Below are 19,710 nucleotides of genomic sequence, written 5' to 3' on the forward strand. Positions count from 1 at the left end.
CCCCCAACAAAAAACCCCAACCGGCCACCCGGTTGGGGTTTTTCTTTTCCTGCAACCTTACCCTTAACGAGTAACGCGGCTGGTTCCGTCCACCGTCATGATGCGGACGCGGTCGCCGATGCGGAAGATTTCGTTCTCTTGAACCGCCTGGACGTAGGCGCGCATGCTGCCATCATCTTCGCGGACGGTGATTTCAACACCCTGGGTGCGGGTCAGGCCTTCCTCGGTGGCCGAGCCCAGCAGGCCGCCGGCGACTGCGCCGATAACGGCGGTCACGATGCTGCCACGGCCGCCGCCGATGGCGCTGCCGCCAACGCCGCCGATGACTGCGCCCGCAGCGCCGCCGATTGGGGTCTTGGTGCCTTCGATTTTCACCGGACGCAGGGATTCGATGGTGCCCATGCGAACAGTCTGTACACGACGAGCTTCGTCACGGGAGTACGAGTCGCCGGTCAGACTCGAGGCGCAGCCACCCAGCAGCAGCGACAGGGTGGTAAAGCAGGCAACTAGTAAAACGGACTTACGCATAGCATCAACTCCAAAGGACAGGTATCCATTAAACCGCTGTGGCTTGCCGCCTGTCACGGCATGCCGGGCAGAAAATTGTTTTCATTCAGCCTTAGTACAGAGAACCTGTACCGAAAAACTCGACGAACGGTAGCGTTCCCACCTCCCTCAGGATCTTGATGGACGCTGTCATCATTGTAGCTAACGGCCGCATAACGCAGCGCAGCGCTACCCATCCAAGGCCTCTGACTAGAGACTTCGGCGTGCAGCGCTACATTCAGGCGAGGTGACGAAAGGTGGGCTCAGGGCGCCAGGCGCTCACGGGTCCAGTCGGCCCCCTGCAAGCGGAAGTTCAAGCGGTCGTGCAAACGACTCGCGCGGCCTTGCCAGAACTCGATGCGCTCCGGCAGCAGGCGGTAACCACCCCAGTGTTCGGGGCAATCAGGCTGGGTATCGCTGAAGCGTTGTTCGGTGGCCTTGAGCAGCGCCTGCAACTCTTCGCGGTCCCTGATTACCCGGCTTTGCGGTGAAGCCCAGGCACCCAGGCGGCTACCCAGGGGACGGACCTGGAAGTAAGCATCCGACTCCTCGGGCGAGACCTTGACCACCCGACCTTCGATGCGCACCTGGCGCTCCAGGGTCGGCCAGAAGAAGGTCATGGCGGCAAACGGTCGCGCCGCGAGTTGTTCGCCCTTGGCGCTCTGATAATTGGTGAAGAAGGTAAAGCCCTGTGTATCCAGGCCCTTGAGCAGCAGGATCCGGCAGTGCGGGCGACCGTCCTGGTCCACCGTAGCCAGGGTCATGGCATTGGCCTCCACCGGTGGCTGTTCGGTTTTCACCGCGTCGGCGAACCACTGGTGGAACAAGGCAAACGGTTCATCCGGGGCCTGGGCCTCGCTCAAACCGTCCCGTGTGTAGTCACGGCGCATATCGGCCAGTGCCTGGGTCATGCGGCTTTATCCTTCTTGCTCAAATAATCAGTTCTTCGCCTGGTCGTTGGTAGCAGCTGGAGCGGCGGCCTTGGCAGGTGCTGGCTTTTTAGCAGCAGGCTTGGCCGGGGCCTTTTTGGCAGCCGGCTTGGCGGCAGCTTTCTTGGCGACGGTTTTTTTCGCCGGAGCGGCAGCTTTTTTGACCGGAGCAGCGGCTGGAGCAGGAACGTCCTGCACAGCGACCATTTCAGCCTTCGGCGGATTGGCCGAGTTGTACTTGCTCAACAAGGCCAGCATGGTGGTGCGCTGGGTGAACATGATTTCCATGCGACGGTTCAGGGCGCGGCCCTGGTTGCTGTCGTTGGCGGCACGCGGCATCAGGTCACCCATGCCACGCAGCATCAGGCGGTCCTGCTTCAGGCCGCTGAGGCTGAAGATCGAAGCGATGGACTGTGCACGTTCCTTGGTCAGGGCCTGGCTCACCGGCTCGGCACCCGAGGTATCTACATGGCCCAGGACCAGTACGGCAGTTTTCGGATCGCCTTCAACGGCCTTGGCAACACGGGTGAACGGACCCAGGGTCACCGGCAGCAACATCGCCGGGCGTTTCGGGTTGTAGGAGCCATCAACCGGGGCAATCACCACCAATACGTTGTCGCGGCGTTCCAGTTGCAGGTTGCTGTCCTTGATCGCGAGACGCAGGCGTGGCTCGTAGTCGTCCAGCCAGGCCTGGGTGATTTTTGGATCAGGCATCGGGATGTTGGCGACGTCGACCTTGGCCAATGGCTTTGGCTTGCTTTCGAACGGCCACCACCATTTGGTATCGGTATCCGTCTTGGCAACGGCAGGTGCAGCGGCCGGTGCATCAGCCGGGGCGCCGGAGGCAGGCGTTGCCGCCTTGAGGTCGGCCTTCAGGTCTGCCTTGGCGTCGTCGGCTTTCGACGAGAACGGCCACCAGCTCGAGCCGGTATCCGCCTTCGCAACCGGTGCAGGTGCAGCAGCAGCGGGTGCTACCGGCGCTGGCGCCTTGGCCGCGACCGCCGGCTTGGCATCCGGTTTGGTGTCGGCCTGGCTCACTGCGTCCTTGGTAGCAGCCTTATCGGAGCCAAATGACCACCAATGCCCGCCCTCGGCATCATTTTGTGGGGTTTGTGCACAGCCAGTAATAGTGAGGCATAGCGCCAGTGCCAAGGACTTGTTCGATAACATGAGATATCCACAAAATGAGAAAAAACCAGGGGCCTGAATGACCCGTTAAACAGACGCTTTTGGAACATTAAAGTTACAACATTTTGCCTAGCGTCTTTTTGTATGTGCCTTTGTAACAAAAAAACGCAAGACAGCAAGCTATTTACAGACAACCGGCCAATATTCTTACCAACTTTTGCGCCCGCGGGTCCATAAGTACATAAGGGCCCAATGTATTGGTCACGAAACCAAAGGCTACATCATGTTCCGGATCGGCAAACCCCACCGAACCACCGGCCCCGGGATGCCCAAAGGCCCGTGGGCCAAGGCCGAAGGTGGCGTTTGGCACGTGCGGTTGATCCAACATGCAACCCAGCCCGAACCGGGTTTGTGTCAATAAGGTTTTATCCGGGCCGATACTGTGTTCGCGGGTCAACTCTTCGAGCATATCGGCTTCCAGCAAACTACCGTCGAGCAGCCCACTATAAAAACCCGCCAGACTTCGCGCATTACCGTGACCATTTGCCGCTGGCTGCTGCATACGCCGCCATTCGGGTTTATTAGTGCTGGTCAGAATAGACGGTGGATTGGTAAATGCACGGGTAGTCATCGCCGTCGGCTCGCGCATCGTTACTTGAAGTAAACGTTGTGCCGCCTCATCGCCAACATTGCCCTTGCCTCGGGCTATATGGGCAACTCGATAAAACTCTTCATCCGCCAACCCCACATGAAAATCCAGGCCCAGTGGCCGTGCAACCCGGGCCACGATGGACTCGCCCGGCCCACGACCGTCGGCGCGGCGCAGCAACTCGCCCACCAGCCAACCATAGGTAATCGCCGCATAACCGTGCCCTTCCCCGAGCTTCCACCATGGCGCTTCGGCGGCGAGGGCGTCGACCATCATCTGCCAGTCGTACAGGGCTTCGGCGGGCAGCGTTTCACGCAGGGCCGGCAACCCGGCCTGGTGACAGAGCAGATGACGCAGGGTGATGGCTTCCTTGCCCGCGGCAGCAAACTCCGGCCAGTACTTGGCGACCGGCGCATCCAGCCGCAACTTGCCTTCGGCCACCAGTTGCAGCGCCGTGACGGCCGTAAAGGTCTTGGTGCAGGAGAACAGATTGGCAATGGTGTCGCTGTGCCAGGCCTCGGCACCGTCCTTGTCGGCGGTACCGGCCCACAAGTCGACGACGGTTTCGCCGCCAATCTGGATGCACAGCGCGGCACCACGTTCCTGAGGGTCGTCGAACAGCGCGGCGAAGGCTTCACGCACCGCTTCGAATTGAAGCTCGTAATGACCCTGAATCTGCACCTAAGCCCCCTTGGAAAAGTACTACAGAAAGTGGCCGACATTGTTCCAGCCATTGAGCGATTTGTGAACCCGCTCTCGTCGATCAGCCCCCATCAATGACCTTTGCCGGAATGCCCGCCGGAATGCTCTGCACCCGGCGCTGCTGCATTGCCTTCACGCCCGGGCTTGCCGCCCTCACCGGCGTGGACCGCTGCGGCAGCCTTGGCCTTTTCGGCCTCCTTGCCCAGCTGATCGACGGCAGCCAGGTTACTTTTGCGCACACTGTCGACAAACCCCTGGAACGGCACATCGGTGATGCCGACCAGGCCGAAATGGCCGTTTTCGCCGTCAAGCAAACGGCCGGTAACCGGCTGGTCCAGGTACTGGAACCAATGCACGCCGACGATCGACGGCTCGGCCATGGCCTGCTTCAGGAAGTTGGCGTAGGCAACCCCACGATCCTCTTCCCGGGCCAGCTGCGTCACGCCGCCCCAGAACGGGCCGCGGTCCGCCGAGCCGAAGTTGAATTCGGTGATCAGCACCGGCTTGTCCAACGTCCGCAGGGCCGCGAAGTCGTAGCCGTCCTGAGGCTTGAGGGTGTACATGTTGAAGCTCAGCACATCGCAATATTGCGCGCAGGACGCCACCGCTTCCGGCGTGCTGACCGCGTATCGGCCACCCAGCAACAGCTGGTTGGGCGCATGCCATTTCAATGCATCGGAGATGGTCTTGAAGTAGGCGTCGGCAAAGGTCTTCTGGAAGTACTTGAAGTCCGCTTCGATTTCCGGGTGCTCCGGGCTTGGCATTGGCGGCACAAAGCCCGGGTCTTCCATCAGTTCCCAGGCGGGCAGCTCGATGCCCCAGGCCCTGGAAAGCCCCTCCTGGTTGCGGTACTTGTCGCGCAATTGCTTGAGAAACGCGCGCTTGGCCGGCACGTCGGTGGTCATGCGCAGGGTGCCGTAGGCCAGGGCGTAGCGGGATTTCGCATCATCACCGGGACCGGCCCAGGCCAGTTCGTTGTCGGCAAAGAAGCCGATCAGCCACGGGTCGTCGCGATGGTCACGGGCGGCAATTGCCACCGCACGCTCGGTGGCCATGGCGAAGCGCGGGTCGAACGGGTCGGGCATGCCGCCCCACCAATCGGTGCCGGTGCTGATGCTCGCGTAATCACCGACGATCGACAGTGGCAAGGTGTAAGGCACGCGGTCGGCGGTCGCCAGCTGCGGCGCACTCCAGTTGCCGACAGTATTGAAACCCCAGGCCCGCAGGCGGTCGAGGGTGTGGCTGACCCAACGTTTCTGGTCGAAACCTTCCGGAGCACAAGGTGCCGGCGGCACGCACGGCTGGCCATAGGTACGCTGCAGGTTGGCGCCATAGAAGTCGTACCAGCGGCCGACATTAAAGCTGCGCCCCTGATCGGCACCATTGCCGCTGCGGCTGTCACCGCTGCCGTAGTATTTGTCGAAAGGCTCGCCGGCCTTGGGCAGCGCGGCAAACATCCATTCGCGGCCCGCCACGTAGGTCTGGCTGTTGTCCGGGGCGACGGTGTTGACGCCCAGGGAGTAGAACGGATGGCCTTCCGGTGTCACCAGGTACCAGCGCCCGTCGCGCTTCTCGGTGCGGAAGAAGCCGCTGGCGTCAAAGGCCGGGCCCTTGTTCCAGCCGCCGAATTTGTCCAGGGAGGCCTTGTCGCGCTCGGCCAGCCAGCCCTTGAGCTGTTGCTGTTCCTTGACCGCTGCGGCCCTCAACTGCTCGTCGCTGCTGACTTTCTCCGGCCACCGGGCGCGGGTGGACTGCCCATAGGCGTCCACCAGATCGCTGTAGGTAGCCTTGAGTACCGGCGCGATGTCCTGCACGCCAAAGCGTTCGAGCAAGATGCTTTGGGCAACGTTCGGCTTGATCATCGACAGGGTCACCGACACGATCTGGCTGCGGTCGATCTCCCCTTCGCTGCTGGCCAGCAGCACGCGCTGGCCATCGACAGTGATCGGCATCGGCGGGCCGGCCTTCATCCCCTGGCTCAGGGGCGAGTTGGCTTGCAGCGGAATCAACAGCGTTTGCGCGGGACCGGCTGGCAGGTCGATACGGCTGAACAGCGTTCGGCCGTCATTGCTCTGCACCTTGATGTACAGGGTCAGCGCCCAGTCCATCGCACTTTGAATCCGCAGGCTCATGGCACCGGATTGCGACCAGTCCCAGGCGCCGGTCTGCGGGCTGAGCACCAGGCTAGGTTCGGCCGCCGGGTTGAAGGTGATACGGCGCAGCACTTCGCCTTCAGCGGTTTGTTCGGCGTTGTATTGCGGCAGGCTGGCGTCCTGGGTCGCCACCTTGACCACATCGGCGGGCCGTACAAAGTTGAACAAGGTTTGTTGCCCGGCAGGCGCAGCCAGCAATGGCGCGGCAAACAACAGGGCAAAAACAGCGGGCAGCGTGCGAATCATGTGAACAAGGTTCTCCCAAACGGCCGGTGACTGGCCTGATGACGTGAAGCGATGGTGAGATAGACCACAAAGTGGGCGAATTCGCCCACTGGGCCTTAAGAAATTTCCCGCCGAAACGGCGGTAAAGCATTCAGGATAGCTTTCCCATAGCGCTGGGTAACCAGACGCCGGTCAAGCAAGGTGATGGTGCCGCGATCTTCTTCGGTACGCAGCAGGCGGCCGCAGGCCTGGACCAGTTTCAAGGAAGCGTCCGGCACCGAGATCTCCATGAACGGATTGCCGCCCCGGGCTTCGATCCATTCGGCCAACGCGGCTTCCACCGGATCATCCGGCACCGAGAACGGGATCTTGGCGATCACCACGTGTTCGCAGTAGGCACCGGGCAAATCCACACCCTCGGCGAAACTCGCGAGGCCGAACAGCACGCTGGAATCGCCGCCATCCACCCGCGCCTTATGCTTGTTCAGGGTTTCCTGTTTCGACAGGTTGCCCTGGATAAACACCTGCTTGCGCCAGTCACGGTCGAGGCCGTCGAACACGTCCTGCATCTGTTTGCGGGACGAGAACAACACCAGCGTGCCCCGGGAACCCTCTACCAATGAGGGCAGGTCACGAATGATCGCCGCCGTATGGGCCGGCGCATCCCGTGGGTCGGCCTTGAGGTCCGGTACCCGCAGCACACCGGCGTCGGCGTGATGGAACGGGCTGGGCACCACGGCGGTGACGGCCTTCTTCGGCAGCCCGGCGCGCATGCGGAAGCGGTCGAAGGTGCCCAGGGCCGTCAGCGTAGCCGAGGTGACCAAGGCACCGTAGGCCACGTTCCACAGATTGCGTCGGAGCATTTCCGCCGCCAGGATCGGGCTGGCGTTGACCTCGATATCGAACAGCGCACCGCTTTCCGACAGGGTCAGCCAACGGGCCATGGGCGGGTTGTCTTCCGGGTCTTCGACGGTAAAGGCGGTCCACAACTCCCAGTTGCCCTGGGAACGGGACAGCAGGCTGCCAAACAGCGGGTACCATTCTTCAGCCTGATTGCTGGCGATGCCGATATTGACCTCGCCATCCATGCCTTCCTTGAGCAAATCGGTGAGACGGGTGAACAAGTCGGTCAGGCGCGAAAAGCCCTTTTTCAGCTCGACGCCCATTTCGCGCATGTGCTCGGGGATCAGCCCGCCAACGAAACGATGGCGCGGCCGTTCGCGGCCTTCCACGTCTTCGCCGGGCTTGAAGTCTGCCACCTGCTCGCAGGCGCTGAACATGAATTGCTGCTGGGTCTTGATCTCCCGCGCCAGCTCCGGCACCTGCTCGATCAACTTGCCCAGGTCGCCCGGCAGCGGGTGCTGGGCGAGCAACTTGGTGAGGTTCTTGGCCGTGGTTTCCAGCCAGTCGGCGGTGGAGCGCAGCCGCGTGTAGTGAGCAAAGTGGCCGATGGCCTTGTCGGGCAGGTGATGGCCTTCGTCGAACACGTAGAGTGTGTCGCGCGGGTCGGGCAACACGGCGCCGCCCCCCAGGGCCAGGTCGGCGAGGACCATGTCATGGTTGGTGACAATAACGTCGACCTTGCCCATGCCCTCCCGGGCCTTGTAGAAGGCGCACTGGCCGAAGTTGGGGCAATGCCGGTTGGTGCACTGGCTGTGATCAGTGGTCAGGCGTGCCCAGTCGGCGTCTTCCAGGGCATTGGGCCAGCTGTCGCGGTCGCCGTCCCATTTATTGCCCGCCAGTTTCTCGATCATGCTGGTAAACAGCTTCTGACTGACCTCATCGACTTCGATCTTGAAGCCTTCTTCTTCGAACAGCGAGGCAGTGGCGGTTTGCGCGTGACCTTCCTGCAACAGCACGTCGAGCTTGGACAGGCACATATAGCGCCCACGGCCCTTGGCCAGGGCGAAGGTGAAATTCAGGCCGCTGTTGCGCATCAGGTCGGGCAGGTCCTTGTAGACAATCTGCTCTTGCAGGGCGACGGTGGCGGTGGCAATCACCAGGCGCTTGCCGGCGGCCTTGGCGGTGGGGATCGCCGCCAGGCTGTAGGCCACGGTTTTACCGGTACCGGTGCCGGCCTCGACGGCCACCACGGCGGGGTCGCCACTGCGCCGACCTTCGTCGTCGGTGTCGATATCCCCGAGGACCTTGGCGACTTCGGCGATCATCAGGCGCTGGCCGTACCGCGGTTTCAAGCTCTTGGCTTCGAGAAAACGCGAGTAGGCGCCCTGGATCGTGGTTTTGAGTTCAGTGCTGATCATGGATAGTCGGGCGCAAAAAACGCTGGATAAATTTTCAGTGGTTCGGATCGGCCGCTATCATACCCCGCTAATTAATCCCGCGCAGAACGGAGTACCCCAATGACCGTCTTTAGCTTCGCTTACACCCTGCATGTACTGGCCGCCCTGATCTGGGTCGGCAGTATGTTTTTCGCCTGGATGATCCTGCGCCCCGCCGCCATGGCCGCGCTGGACGGGCCGGCCCGGCTGAAACTCTGGGTAAATGTGTTTCAACGTTTTTTCGTGTGGGTCTGGGTGGCGGTGCTGGTGTTGCCGATCAGCGGTGTCGGCCTGCTGCAACTGCGCTTCAGCGGGTTTGAGACCGCGCCGCGTTATGTACAGGTCATGATGGGGTTGTATGTGGTGATGACGGCGCTGTTTATCCGGATTCAGGCGCTGAAGTTGCCGGAGCTGCGCGTGGCGGTGGCGGCTGAGGATTGGCCGGCCGGGGCTGCGGCGTTGGGGCAGATTCGTAAATTGGTGGGGATCAACTTGATAGTGGGGTTGGTGCTGGTGGCGATTGCTTCGGCACGGCCGATGTTCTAAAGCGCCTAGTAGACCGCTTTCGCGAGCAAGCCCGCTCCCACATTTGGAATGCGTTTCAAATGTGGGAGCGGGCTTGCTCGCGAAAGCGTCAGGCCAGTCGCCTCAGAGCCTCTGAATGGTCACAGCACCCGCAGGCCCCGCTGGCCCCGGCTGCCCTTCCAACCCGGCCCGGCCCTTTTCGCCGCCATCCGCGCGGTACACCAGGCACCCCTTGGACTGCCCGCCTTTACCCGGCTTGCCCGCCGTGCCCGCCAAGCCACCGGCTCCGCCGTCCACCCAGACCTTGATTTTCTCGCCCGGGAAGTCCTGCGGCAATTCCACACGAACCTGCGCGCCCGCCGCGCCCGGCAGCCCGTCGCCGCCGTTGTCGCCATTGGCACCGCGCCCGGCCGAACCCCAGGTGCAGCCCGGGTCTTCGCCGTTGGCACCATCCAGCCCGGCATAACCCTGGGCACCCGCGCCACCGCGGGCATCCACCGACAGCTCATCGGCCGTCAGCGAGTTAATCCGCAACACCAGGTCACGCCCCGCCTTGGCCGGGCGCTCATGGGTACCGGGAGCGCCGCGTGAGGTGATCTGGCTGCCCTGCTCCAGCTGCGCCTGACGCACCTGCAGTTGCAACGTGGTGCTACCGGGCACGATGGCGATTCGCGCGTCGCGGCCCAGGTGCAGTTCATCCACGGTCACCTGGGTGATATTGGCGGGAATCAGCAAGGTGCCGTAATCCGCCACGTCCAGTCGCTCCAGTTGCAACACACCACTGCTGTTGGGCAGGCGCATCAACGAGTTGGTCTCGACGCTGACGCTCTGGGCCAGGGCAATGGGGCTGACCAGCAGGGCCAACAGAAAAACCTTACGCATGATTGGCCTCCTTGTTTACATCATTAGTCGGTGTCGGCGTCGAAAAGCTCTGCACATGGAACATACCCACCAGCAGGATCTGCAAGCGGTCACGCCAGGGATGGGCACGGGTTTTCACACTGCCGTTGAACAACAGCAGTTCCAGAACATGGGTCAGCAACAACAGGCTGCCGGCCAGGTTGACCAACAGGTGGAACGGGTTGATCAGCGGTGTGATCAGGTTGACCACCACCACGACCCAGAACAGCAACGTCAAGAATTTACCCAGCCCCCAAAACACCTTCATCCCGCACGCTCCCCTTGCACATTATTCTTTGGGCGCACAGTAACGACTTCTACAGGCGTTGTGCCAGTGAAGGATTAAAAAATTGATGAAGGGGCCCCTGGGGATTCCGCAGGGGCCTTGAGGCGGGGTCAGCGGTTGATCTGGATTTCCACGCGGCGGTTCAGCGCGCGTCCATCAGCGGTTTTGTTATCGGCTACGGGGTGGCTTTCGCCGGCGCCGGTCACGGAGACAAAACTGCTGCGCGGGATGCCGGAACTGACCAGGTAGTCGGTCACCGAATGAGCGCGTCGTTCAGAGAGTTTCTGGTTGTAGGCATCTTTACCGACACTGTCGGTATGCCCGCTGACGCGCAGCTGCGCACTCGGGGCCTCTTTTTTCAGGCGGGTGGCAATCACGTCGAGCTTGGTTTTGTCGGCAGCCGTGAGCTTCGCGGAGTCGAACTCGAAGTGCACGTCACGAATCACGATGGTTTCTTCCTTGACCACCACCACTTCCTCTTGAACCACCGCTACAGGCACCGGAGGGCAGCCATTGGCGTCGACTTGCACGCCTTTTGGCGTGCCAGGGCACTTGTCGCGGCTGTCCGGTACGCCATCGCCGTCCTCGTCACCGTCGCCATGCACCCAGCAATAGGCGCCAGCCATGCCGCCAATCAGCAGTGCGCCGTAGCCTGCATAGGACGAGCTTTGGGTCGCACCAATGGCAGCACCTGTCACACCGCCGACGGCGGCACAGGTGGGCCAGTCGGTTTTTTGCAAGCCTGCGCAACCTGTCAATACTCCGGTTAGCAGAACCAAGGGTAGAGCTGTCCGCATGATGCTCATCTGACTTTCTCCTGAGGGGATCGGCGGGGGCCGACGAGTGGAGTAAAGACGGCTCTTTTCATCTGCGCCAGCGTGTCACACCCCAGTATTCATTGGGCCGAGCGGTTTATTCTCGCCGCCCGCTCTAGGCCCGCACGCTCAGGCAGGCTAGTCTCTACGGTCCTGATGTGAGGATCTTCGATGACTGCCGGTATTTCTTCCCGTACACCCCAGCAAGCGCTCGCTGCGCTGCTTGATCTTCACGCGCCCAAACGCCTGCTGTTATTGGGCGCCAGCCAGTTCCCGGCGCTGGATGCCTTTAAGGAAGCACACCCGGATACCGTGGTGTCCTTCGCCGAGCCCGGCCCCTTGCCCACCGACCTCGCGGCCCAGCGTTTTGACCTGGCACTGGCGGTCGGTTGCCTGGAACACCTGTCAAAACCTGCGGGCCTGACCTTGCTGGGGGGCATTCGCAACCTCAATGCCAGCCGCATTGCGGTGCTGGTGGACCTGGCCGCCTGCCACTGGAAAGACACCGACTTCTTCTCCCTGGCCCTGCAAGCCAGCGAGCGTTTCCAGCGCGACGATCAGGTTTTGACGCTGTTTACCTATGATCTGCTTGACTATAAACAGGTGCCGGATTGGCTGAACGCCCGCTTCTGGGCCAACCCGCAAAATTTTGGAAAGTATTGGTGGTAACCCGATGAGTACATCCATTTGCCCCTGCGGCAGCGGCAACCTGCTGGATGCCTGCTGCGGTCATTATCACGCCGGCCACCCGGCCCCCTGCGCCGAAGCGTTGATGCGTTCGCGCTACAGCGCCTATGTGCTGGGCCTGGTGGACTACCTGGTGGCAACCACCCTGCCTGCGCAGCAAGCCGGGCTGGACACCACCGCCATCGGCGCCTGGAGCGCCCAAAGCACCTGGCTGGGCCTTTCAGTGGAAAGCTCCGAGGTGTTCGGCGGCCAGCCGGAACACGCCTTCGTGACCTTTACCGCTCGCTGGCATGACAGCACCGGCGAACACAGCCACCGCGAGCGCTCATCTTTCGTACAGAACAATGAGCACTGGTACTTTATCGACCCGACGGTGGACGTGAAGGCCGGGCGTAATGACGCCTGCGTGTGTGGCAGCGGGCAGAAATTCAAGAAGTGCTGTTCCGGCTACCTCTGACATTCATTGATACCCGACAGGCTCTCGCTTGCTATGCTGACTCTTCACACGGAGTAACGGCATGGTTTCTCAGGCGCGGGTATTCAGGACTTACAGCCTTCTGCTGGCATTGATGCTGGGGCTCTCCGGCTGCGCGTCGTGGTTCGCCGACGATACGCCCGCCCCCGAGGTGCGTCTGGTCAAGGTCGACCCCGTGCGGGTCAAGTTGCTGGAGCAGAAGTTCAAGCTGTATTTCCGCGTGGATAACCGTGACGACAACGACCTGACGGTACGCGGCCTGGTTTACAAGGTCAGCCTCGGCACGATGGTGCTGACCGAAGGCGAGTCCAACGAATGGCTGACCGTGCCACCCCACAGCCACGCTTTTTTCCGGGTATCGGTGCGCACCAACCTGTGGCCGCAGATCCGCGATGTGGTCGACATGCTGAAAAATCCGCGCGATCCCGTGCCCTATCGTCTTGAAGGCGAGTTGAAAACCGGTTTATTTATCGGGAACGACGTGCAGGTGTTGCGCAATGGCGAGATAATCCCCGGCGATTTTATTCCGGAGCGACATCGATGACTCAGCAACCCCATGTCCATGGTCCTGACTGCAACCACGATCACGATCATCATGATCACGACCACGGCCATGTCCACGGCCCGAACTGCGGCCACGCTCACCAGGAGCCGGTGCGCAATACGTTGAAGGACGTGGGTCGTAACGATCCTTGCCCGTGCGGCAGCGAGAAGAAATTCAAGAAGTGCCACGGGGCTTGAGTTAAGAAACCCGATTCTCGAAACACTGCACATCCAAATGTGGGAGCGGGCTTGCTCGCGAAAGCGCAGTGTCAGTCAACCTCTCTGATACTGATACACCGCTTTCGCGAGCAAGCCCGCTCCCACATTTAGCCTGCATTTCAAGGCCAGGATTTGCGCTGAAACTCCAACACCACCTCCAATCCCCCACCCTCCCGATTGCTCAAGCCCAACCGCCCGTCATGGGCACTGGCGATCGTATGCGCGATACTCAACCCCAGCCCGTAACCACCAGTTTCCACATTGCGTGAGCCTTCCACCCGGTAAAACGGCTCCATCACCTGTTCCAGTTGCTCCTGGGGAATTCCCGGCCCACGGTCGCTGATGACAATCTTCAAACTGTCCGCCTTGTCTTCTACCCGCACCACCACCTCGGAGCCATAACGCACCGCGTTCTCCAGCAGGTTCTGCACGCAACGCTTGAGACTGCGGGCATACCCCGGCAATGGCTGTTTGGCCCGCCCTTCTATCGTCACCGTCTCGCCCACGTCCTGCAGGTCCGCCTGCAAGCTTTGCAGCAAGGCGTTGATGTCGATGTTCTGGCGCTTCTCGTTGATTTCGCCGCTGCTGACGAAGTCCAGGGTGCTGGAAACCATGTGCTCCATTTCTTCCAGGTCGCTGCGAAAACGTTCTTTGGTGCGGTTGTCGTCGAGCATTTCCGTACGTAACCGCAGGCGCGTAATGGGCGAGCGCAGGTCGTGGGAAATCGCCGCCAGGAAGCGCGTCCGCTCGGCGATGTTGGCGATCAGCCGCTGCTGCATGGCGTTGAACGCCTGGGCGGCGCGGCGCACTTCGGTGGGCCCATCGAGGGCCAGCGGTGGCCGCTGGATGTCCCGGCCCAAGGCTTCGGCAGCCTTGGCCAGGGCGTTGAGCGGGCGAATGGCCAGGCGCACCGCCACCAGGGCAATGATCACCAGCACCAATACCCGCAGCAGATAAATGCGCATCACGTAATCGAACAGCAAGTCCATCGGCGAAGTACTGGTCCAGCCTTGTTCTTCGGTGGCCTGCACCTGCAGCCAGCGCCCGTCCGGCAAACGCAGGTCAATCAGGAATTGCCCCACCACAGGCCTGGAGCTGAGCAGAGTCGACAGCCCGGCATGCTGGCCCTCGGCATCCAGCAACTTGAGGCTCAACAGATGCAGGTTCTGGGTGTAGCCGGTTTTCTCCGAGAGCACTTTATTCAGCAAGCGCTCGGTGGCCTGGTCGCTGTCGCTGATGCTGCTTGTCACATCACTGGCCTGGTCACTCAGAGTCAGGCGAAAGCGCGGCGTATCGAGCAGCTTGATCAGCACATCCGCCTGCGCCGGATCGCTGTGTACCAGCCGCACCACGTCCGCCAGCCGCGTGGCGATCAGCCGGCTGGGGATTTCCAGCACCTGGCCGTGGCGCATGTCGTACCAGATGCTGCTGGTCAGGGCCTGGGCCGCGAGCATGCCGCTGACCAGGATCAGCACCAGCCGGCCGAACAGCGAACGCGGCAGCAGTTTCACGATTGCAGCGCCACGTCGTCGGCGGTGAGCATGTAACCCTCGTTGCGCACGGTCTTGATCAACCCGGCCGGCAACTGCGAGCGCAGTCGGCTGACGCACACATCAATCGAGCGGTCGAACGGCGTGCTGTCTTTGTCGAACACGTGGTTGAGCAAAAAGTCGCGGCTCAGCGGCCGGTTGGGATGCTGCAACAACAGACGCAACACCCGGTAATCGGAGTTGCCGAGGCTGACCACCACGCCTTCCGGCGAAAGCAATTGGCGGGCCCGGGTGTCCAGCTGCCAGCCGGCAAAGCTGATGCTCGGAGCTTCATCGAGCCGCGCCCGGTCCGGAAAACTCTGCACCCGGCGCAGCACCACCTTGATCCGCACCAGCAACTCCCGCGGGTCGAACGGCTTGGGCAGGTAATCGTCGGCGCCGATTTCCAGGCCGACGATCCGGTCGATCAGCGTGCCCTTGGCGGTGAGCATGATCACCGGCGTGTTGGAGCTGACGCGCAATTCGCGGCACAAACTCAGGCCGTCTTCGCCGGGCAACATCAGGTCGAGGACGATCAGGTCGATGACATTCAGCGCCAGGCGGCGGCGCATTTCCTTGCCGTCGCCGGCGGTGGACACCTGGAAGCCGGCGTCACTCAGATAGTCGCACAGCAATTGGCGGATTTGCGGGTCGTCATCAACGATCAGCAGGTGGTCTTGCTTGGCCATGGGGCAATTCGTCCGAAACTCAAAAGGCAGGAGATAGCCGAAACTTCAGCCAGGAGTACGCGCAAATGTAATGGAATGTTGTGGGAAGCGGTAATCACGCATCCACATTACAAAGCCACGGCATGGCGGCCGGTATCGGTCTTTAGACTACCGAATCTAAATGAGATTAATTGTAATTTAGCCTAGGTCACTCCGAATGCCATTGCCTACCCCTCGCGCCCTGTCGCTGCAATCTACCCTTGCGCCGATGTTCGGCCTGCTTGCCGCCGGCAGCGTTTCTCCCACCGCCTGGGCCGATGCGCCGGTGGCGGCGTCGAATGATTCAGTGCTGAGCCTGCCGGAAATCAAGATCGACGGTGAAGCCACTTCCGCCTTTAAAGTCGACCGGGTGACCTCGGCAAAAATCAGCCAGCCGCTGCTTGATGCCCCGCAAAGCGTAACCATCGTCCCGCAGCAAGTGCTCAAGGAGCAAAACGCGCAGACCTTGCAGGAAGTGTTGCGCAACGTGCCGGGCATCACCTTCATGTCCGGCGAAGGCAACCTGGGCTGGGGCGACCTGTTTTCGATTCGCGGGTTTTCTTCGGAGCAGAGCCTGACCGTCGACGGTGTGCGCGATGCCGGCCAATCGACCCGCACCGACACCTTCAACCTGCAACAGGCAGAAGTGTTCAAGGGCACCGGCTCGATCGAATCCGGCGTTTCCGCGGTAGGCGGCAGCGTCAACCTGGTGAGTAAAGAGGCGCACCTGGGGGATGCCAACAAACTCTCGGCCGGCATCGGCACCGACAGCTACCGCCGCCTCACCGGCGATTTCAACCAACAACTGAATGACACCACCGCCCTGCGCATCAACCTGATGAAGCACTACAACCAGGTGGCCGAGCGTGACGACGTGGACTACGACCGCTGGGGCATCGCGACCTCCCTCGGCTTCGGCCTGGGCACCGACACCCGCCTGTTTATCGACACCTTCTACCAGAAGGACGACAACACGCCGGACGGCGGTGTGCCGATCCAGCGCGGCACCGACGGCGACCGCATGCCGGGAGTCAAGCGCTCCAACTGGTATGGCGACTCGCACCTGTACACCCAGCAGACCAAAACCACTTCGCTGACCACCCGCTTCGAGCATGATTTCGACTGGAACGAAGCGACCCTGAAGAACCAGACCAAGTGGGAACGCACCGACAACTTCGCGGTGCTCTCGCCCGCGCGCTTCTTCGCCGCCAACGGCAATGGCCAGAAAACCTGCACCGGCACGCGCTGTGCGACCTTGGGCTACACCGGCGTAGGACCGATCAGCCAAGTGCCCGGCAGCACGGTAAATGCGTACCCGGGATACGCCAACAGCGGTAACACCGCCTACGGTATTTTGCGAGGGAGCGACTTCGGCCAGTCGACGCGCTACACCATCCTCGACAACCAGACCGACTTCGCCTTCAAGCTCAATACCGGCGGGCTGGAACACGCGGTGGTCAGCGGGCTCGAGTTCTATCACGAGACCTACGGCGGCCTGAAACGCAACGCCGAAGTGCCGGCCGGCGACCTGTTCTTCGACATGAACGACCCGAACCACAGCTTCGCCAGCACCGAAGTGACCAAGGGTGAAGGCCAGCCACGCTCAGTGATCGACAACGCCGGCATCTACCTGGGTGACACCATCACCCTGAATGAACAGTGGCAAGTGCTCGGCTCCCTGCGCTACGACAACTGGCAGGCCAAAACCACCCAGCGTGGCCAAGCGTCCATCGACAGCACCGACGGTGCCGTGAGCGGCCGGATCGGCGCGGTGTACAAGCCGTTGCCTAACGGCAGCATCTACGTGTCCTACAGCGAAGCGGCACAACCGTCAGCCCTGGGCGCGTCGACCAACAACCAGATCTACGGCGCCGCGAGCACCAGCAACTACACCCCGGCCAAGTCGAAGACCTACGAGATCGGCACCAAGTGGGACATTGCCCACGACCTGCTGAACGTCACCGCCGCGATCTTCCGCACCGAACTGGACAACTCCTGGGAATACCAGGACGGCGAAAGCGCTCCGGTACGCGCCCTCCCCGCCAAGCGCGTAGACGGTGTGGAACTGGGCCTGCAAGGCAATATCAGCCCGCGCTGGACGGTGTACAGCGGGTTCTCCGCGCTGAAAAGCACCCAGACCAAAGGGGCCAACAAAGGCGAGGAAGCCAAGAACGTTCCCGACCTGACCGCCAACCTGTGGACCACCTACGCCGTCACCGACGACCTGAGCCTGAGTTACGGCGCGCAATACGTAGGACGCCGCCGCTACAGCGACAACAAATACGTCGGCGGCCTGAACAACAACAGCAGCTACGCCACCGGCCCGTCCGGCGTGTACGCGATCTACACCCGCGACCACGAAAAGGCGCCCGGCTACTGGCTCAACAACGTGGCTGCGCAATACAAGGTGAGCAAGCAGACCACGGTCAACCTCAACCTGAACAACGTGTTTAACAAGTTCTACTACAGCCAGATCGGCGCGTCCCTGGACGGCTTCCAGCTCTACGGCATCCCGGGCGCCGGGCGCACGCTCACCGCCAGCGTCGACTATGAGTTTTAAGCCGTGCTGATCGAAATCCCGGCCCTGTTGAGTGCCGAAGAAGTCGAGGTGGCCGTCGCCACCCTGCTCGATCAACCGTGGGTCGACGGCAAGGTCACCGCCGGGCAACGCTCGGCCAGGGCGAAAAACAACCGGCAGCTGTCGGAAGATGCGCCGGTAGCGATTCGCCTGGGTGAGCAGATTCTGTCGCGGCTGTCGGACAACGCGCTGTTCATGTCCGCCGCCCTGCCGAAGAAAATCTACCCGCCGCTGTTCAACCGCTACAGCGGCGGCGAGGCCTTCGACTGGCATATCGACAATGCGATTCGCGGCCTCAAGGGCGTGCGCGAACGGGTGCGCACCGACATCTCCGCCACCTTGTTCCTGGCTGATCCGGCCAGCTACGGCGGCGGCGAACTGGTGATCCGCGACACCTTCGGCGAACACGCGGTGAAGCTGCCCGCCGGGCACCTGCTGATTTATCCCGGCAGCAGTTTGCACAAGATCAACCCGGTCACCCGCGGCGAGCGCATCGCCAGTTTCTTCTGGATCGAAAGCCTGGTGCGCGAAGACAGCCAGCGCCAACTGCTGCTGGACATGGACGTGGCGATTCAACGCCTCACCGCGCAACACGCCGACGACCACGCGTTGCTGCAACTGAGCGGCGCCTATCACAACCTTTTGCGGCGCTGGAGCGATGTCTGATGCGCCGCCTTCACCTGGAGTTCTCGCCATGCTGAAACCCCGCAACTTCCTCAAGCTGGGCGCACTGTTTGCCGTGCTGATCCTCGGCCACGCCGAAACCGCCGCCGCCCATGAAGTCACCGACGTGCTGGGCCGCAAGGTCGAGGTGCCAGACCACGTGCAGCGCGTGGTGCTCGGCGAAGGCCGGCTGATTTCGGCCTTTGCCTTGCTGGACAAGGACGCGCCATTCCAACGGATTGTCGGCTGGCAGAATGATTTGAAACTGTTGGACGCCCACACCTATAACGCCTACGTGGCGAAATTTCCGACGGTAAAAGACATTCCGCTGATTGGCCAGGCGTCGGAGCAAAGCGTCAGCGCCGAGGAAATTCTTTCGCTGAAGCCGGACCTGGCGGTGTTCAGCATTTCCGGCCATGGCCCGACTGAACACAGCCCGGTGGCGGACGTGTTGGCCAAGGCGGGCATTGCAGTGTTGTTCGTCGACTTCCGCATCAACCCGGTGCAAGGCACCCACGCCAGCATGACCGCCCTGGGCCAGGCCCTGGGCCGGGAGACCCAGGCCAAGGCGTTCCTCGACTTTTATGACCAGCACATCAAGGTGATCACCGACGCCGTCGCCACCTTGCCGGCCGGGCCGCGCCCGAGCGTGTTCCTGGAATTGCTCGCCGGCGCCTGGCAGGCACCGGGGCACACCACTGGCAAGAGCGGCATGGGTGAAGTGATCAAGCTGGTGGGCGGGCGCAACATCGCCGCCGACGTGGTGCCGGGGGCGCTGGGAGATATCAGTGTCGAGTACGCGCTGAAAGCTGACCCGGATGTGTATGTGGCCACCGGCAATCACAAGCCCGGGTTGATTCTGGGTGCTGGCGTGAGCAACGAAGACGCGCGTGCCGCGTTTGACGCCGTGCTGGCCCGCCCTGAGTTTGTGAACCTTCGGGCGATTCGTGAGGGCAATTCCCACGGTCTGTGGCATGACTTCTACAACTCGCCGTACAACCTGCTGGCGATTGAAGCGCTGGCCAAGTGGGTGCATCCGGAATTGTTCGCCAAGCTGGATCCCAAGGCGACCATGGGAGCGATGAACCAACAGTTCCTCGGCATGCCGCTGCAGGGTGCTTACTGGATTGATGGCAAACCCAAGTAACTAAGGCTCACAACCCATTCCCTGC

General features: G+C 61.8%; 19 protein-coding genes. 8 read left to right on the plus strand and 11 right to left on the minus strand.

The window, feature by feature from the left end:
* Positions 1-63: 63 nt before the first annotated feature.
* The 6 genes from HX805_RS26870 to dinG form a co-directional block, all read right to left on the minus strand.
* Positions 64-528, minus strand: a complete 465-nt coding sequence (locus tag HX805_RS26870; protein ID WP_003189251.1) for a glycine zipper 2TM domain-containing protein — start codon at positions 526-528, stop codon at positions 64-66.
* A 281-nt stretch (positions 529-809) separates the two neighbouring features.
* Positions 810-1,457, minus strand: coding sequence for a pyridoxamine 5'-phosphate oxidase (gene pdxH, locus HX805_RS26875; protein ID WP_003211693.1), 648 nt, complete (start codon positions 1,455-1,457; stop codon positions 810-812).
* Positions 1,458-1,484: 27 nt separating this feature from the next.
* The gene (locus tag HX805_RS26880) at positions 1,485-2,645 is read right to left on the minus strand and encodes an OmpA family protein (protein WP_177021286.1); all 1,161 of its coding nucleotides are present in this window, start codon (positions 2,643-2,645) and stop codon (positions 1,485-1,487) included.
* 142 nt (positions 2,646-2,787) lie between these two features.
* Entirely contained in the window at positions 2,788-3,933 is a 1,146-nt protein-coding gene (locus tag HX805_RS26885; RefSeq protein WP_177081103.1) for a serine hydrolase domain-containing protein, read from the minus strand.
* Between the two features lie 92 nt (positions 3,934-4,025).
* Positions 4,026-6,353, minus strand: coding sequence for a beta-galactosidase (locus tag HX805_RS26890; protein WP_177081104.1), 2,328 nt, complete (start codon positions 6,351-6,353; stop codon positions 4,026-4,028).
* Between the two features lie 95 nt (positions 6,354-6,448).
* Complete coding sequence (dinG, locus tag HX805_RS26895; RefSeq protein ID WP_008432096.1) at positions 6,449-8,593, minus strand: ATP-dependent DNA helicase DinG; 2,145 nt, start codon at positions 8,591-8,593, stop codon at positions 6,449-6,451.
* Between the two features lie 99 nt (positions 8,594-8,692).
* On the opposite strand from dinG, the gene HX805_RS26900 reads away from it, so the two are divergent.
* Positions 8,693-9,157 (plus strand): CopD family protein, encoded by a 465-nt coding sequence (locus HX805_RS26900; RefSeq protein WP_177081105.1) that lies wholly within the window; start codon positions 8,693-8,695, stop codon positions 9,155-9,157.
* A 102-nt stretch (positions 9,158-9,259) separates the two neighbouring features.
* Here HX805_RS26900 and HX805_RS26905 read toward each other — a convergent pair whose 3' ends face one another.
* The 3 genes from HX805_RS26905 to HX805_RS26915 all read right to left on the minus strand — a co-directional run bounded on the left by HX805_RS26905 (position 9,260) and on the right by HX805_RS26915 (position 11,128).
* A complete protein-coding gene (locus HX805_RS26905) occupies positions 9,260-10,018 on the minus strand; it encodes a hypothetical protein (RefSeq protein ID WP_003213707.1) in 759 nt (252 codons plus the stop codon).
* Complete coding sequence (locus tag HX805_RS26910) at positions 10,011-10,304, minus strand: DUF1145 domain-containing protein (protein ID WP_102368245.1); 294 nt, start codon at positions 10,302-10,304, stop codon at positions 10,011-10,013. The genes HX805_RS26905 and HX805_RS26910 overlap by 8 nt, the downstream gene beginning before the upstream one ends.
* 128 nt (positions 10,305-10,432) lie before the next feature.
* A complete protein-coding gene (locus HX805_RS26915) occupies positions 10,433-11,128 on the minus strand; it encodes an OmpA family protein (protein ID WP_008432103.1) in 696 nt (231 codons plus the stop codon).
* 180 nt (positions 11,129-11,308) lie between these two features.
* On the opposite strand from HX805_RS26915, the gene HX805_RS26920 reads away from it, so the two are divergent.
* From HX805_RS26920 to HX805_RS26935, 4 genes are all read left to right on the plus strand, one after another.
* Entirely contained in the window at positions 11,309-11,806 is a 498-nt protein-coding gene (locus HX805_RS26920; protein ID WP_177081106.1) for a DUF6231 family protein, read from the plus strand.
* A gap of 4 nt (positions 11,807-11,810) precedes the next feature.
* Positions 11,811-12,281, plus strand: coding sequence for a YchJ family protein (locus tag HX805_RS26925; RefSeq protein WP_177009888.1), 471 nt, complete (start codon positions 11,811-11,813; stop codon positions 12,279-12,281).
* Between the two features lie 61 nt (positions 12,282-12,342).
* Positions 12,343-12,843 carry an LEA type 2 family protein gene (locus HX805_RS26930; protein WP_003213697.1) on the plus strand — a complete coding sequence of 167 codons (501 nt, stop codon included), beginning with the start codon at positions 12,343-12,345 and terminating at the stop codon, positions 12,841-12,843.
* Entirely contained in the window at positions 12,840-13,040 is a 201-nt protein-coding gene (locus HX805_RS26935) for an SEC-C metal-binding domain-containing protein (RefSeq protein WP_003213695.1), read from the plus strand. Before HX805_RS26930 ends, HX805_RS26935 begins: the two co-directional genes overlap by 4 nt.
* Positions 13,041-13,180: 140 nt before the next feature.
* Here HX805_RS26935 and HX805_RS26940 read toward each other — a convergent pair whose 3' ends face one another.
* Both HX805_RS26940 and HX805_RS26945 read right to left on the minus strand, forming a co-directional pair.
* Positions 13,181-14,572 carry an ATP-binding protein gene (locus tag HX805_RS26940; protein WP_003213693.1) on the minus strand — a complete coding sequence of 464 codons (1,392 nt, stop codon included), beginning with the start codon at positions 14,570-14,572 and terminating at the stop codon, positions 13,181-13,183.
* Positions 14,569-15,279, minus strand: a complete 711-nt coding sequence (locus HX805_RS26945) for a response regulator (RefSeq protein ID WP_003213692.1) — start codon at positions 15,277-15,279, stop codon at positions 14,569-14,571. Before HX805_RS26945 ends, HX805_RS26940 begins: the two co-directional genes overlap by 4 nt.
* A 196-nt stretch (positions 15,280-15,475) precedes the next feature.
* On the opposite strand from HX805_RS26945, the gene HX805_RS26950 reads away from it, so the two are divergent.
* From HX805_RS26950 to HX805_RS26960, 3 genes are read left to right on the plus strand one after another with little or no spacing between them, the layout of a single operon-like run.
* Positions 15,476-17,857 carry a TonB-dependent siderophore receptor gene (locus tag HX805_RS26950; protein WP_177081107.1) on the plus strand — a complete coding sequence of 794 codons (2,382 nt, stop codon included), beginning with the start codon at positions 15,476-15,478 and terminating at the stop codon, positions 17,855-17,857.
* Positions 17,858-17,860: 3 nt separating this feature from the next.
* The gene (locus tag HX805_RS26955) at positions 17,861-18,541 is read left to right on the plus strand and encodes a Fe2+-dependent dioxygenase (RefSeq protein WP_177081108.1); all 681 of its coding nucleotides are present in this window, start codon (positions 17,861-17,863) and stop codon (positions 18,539-18,541) included.
* A gap of 28 nt (positions 18,542-18,569) precedes the next feature.
* Positions 18,570-19,685: an ABC transporter substrate-binding protein gene (locus HX805_RS26960; RefSeq protein WP_177081109.1), complete on the plus strand. Its 1,116-nt coding sequence runs from the start codon at positions 18,570-18,572 to the stop codon at positions 19,683-19,685.
* The last annotated feature ends 25 nt before the right edge of the window (positions 19,686-19,710 follow it).

It is taken from the genome of Pseudomonas sp. G5001, assembly GCF_013385475.1.
Taxonomy (GTDB): domain Bacteria; phylum Pseudomonadota; class Gammaproteobacteria; order Pseudomonadales; family Pseudomonadaceae; genus Aquipseudomonas.

Bases quoted from the DNA above. Each gene is read 5' to 3' on its own strand.
- HX805_RS26870 (WP_003189251.1), bottom strand. From the start codon at position 528: ATGCGTAAGTCCGTTTTACTAGTTGCCTGCTTTACCACCCTGTCGCTG.
- pdxH (WP_003211693.1), bottom strand. From the start codon at position 1,457: ATGACCCAGGCACTGGCCGATATGCGCCGTGACTACACACGGGACGGT.
- HX805_RS26880 (WP_177021286.1), bottom strand. From the start codon at position 2,645: ATGTTATCGAACAAGTCCTTGGCACTGGCGCTATGCCTCACTATTACT.
- HX805_RS26890 (WP_177081104.1), bottom strand. From the start codon at position 6,353: ATGATTCGCACGCTGCCCGCTGTTTTTGCCCTGTTGTTTGCCGCGCCA.
- dinG (WP_008432096.1), bottom strand. From the start codon at position 8,593: ATGATCAGCACTGAACTCAAAACCACGATCCAGGGCGCCTACTCGCGT.
- HX805_RS26900 (WP_177081105.1), top strand. From the start codon at position 8,693: ATGACCGTCTTTAGCTTCGCTTACACCCTGCATGTACTGGCCGCCCTG.
- HX805_RS26905 (WP_003213707.1), bottom strand. From the start codon at position 10,018: ATGCGTAAGGTTTTTCTGTTGGCCCTGCTGGTCAGCCCCATTGCCCTG.
- HX805_RS26910 (WP_102368245.1), bottom strand. From the start codon at position 10,304: ATGAAGGTGTTTTGGGGGCTGGGTAAATTCTTGACGTTGCTGTTCTGG.
- HX805_RS26915 (WP_008432103.1), bottom strand. From the start codon at position 11,128: ATGAGCATCATGCGGACAGCTCTACCCTTGGTTCTGCTAACCGGAGTA.
- HX805_RS26920 (WP_177081106.1), top strand. From the start codon at position 11,309: ATGACTGCCGGTATTTCTTCCCGTACACCCCAGCAAGCGCTCGCTGCG.
- HX805_RS26925 (WP_177009888.1), top strand. From the start codon at position 11,811: ATGAGTACATCCATTTGCCCCTGCGGCAGCGGCAACCTGCTGGATGCC.
- HX805_RS26930 (WP_003213697.1), top strand. From the start codon at position 12,343: ATGGTTTCTCAGGCGCGGGTATTCAGGACTTACAGCCTTCTGCTGGCA.
- HX805_RS26935 (WP_003213695.1), top strand. From the start codon at position 12,840: ATGACTCAGCAACCCCATGTCCATGGTCCTGACTGCAACCACGATCAC.
- HX805_RS26945 (WP_003213692.1), bottom strand. From the start codon at position 15,279: ATGGCCAAGCAAGACCACCTGCTGATCGTTGATGACGACCCGCAAATC.
- HX805_RS26950 (WP_177081107.1), top strand. From the start codon at position 15,476: ATGCCATTGCCTACCCCTCGCGCCCTGTCGCTGCAATCTACCCTTGCG.
- HX805_RS26960 (WP_177081109.1), top strand. From the start codon at position 18,570: ATGCTGAAACCCCGCAACTTCCTCAAGCTGGGCGCACTGTTTGCCGTG.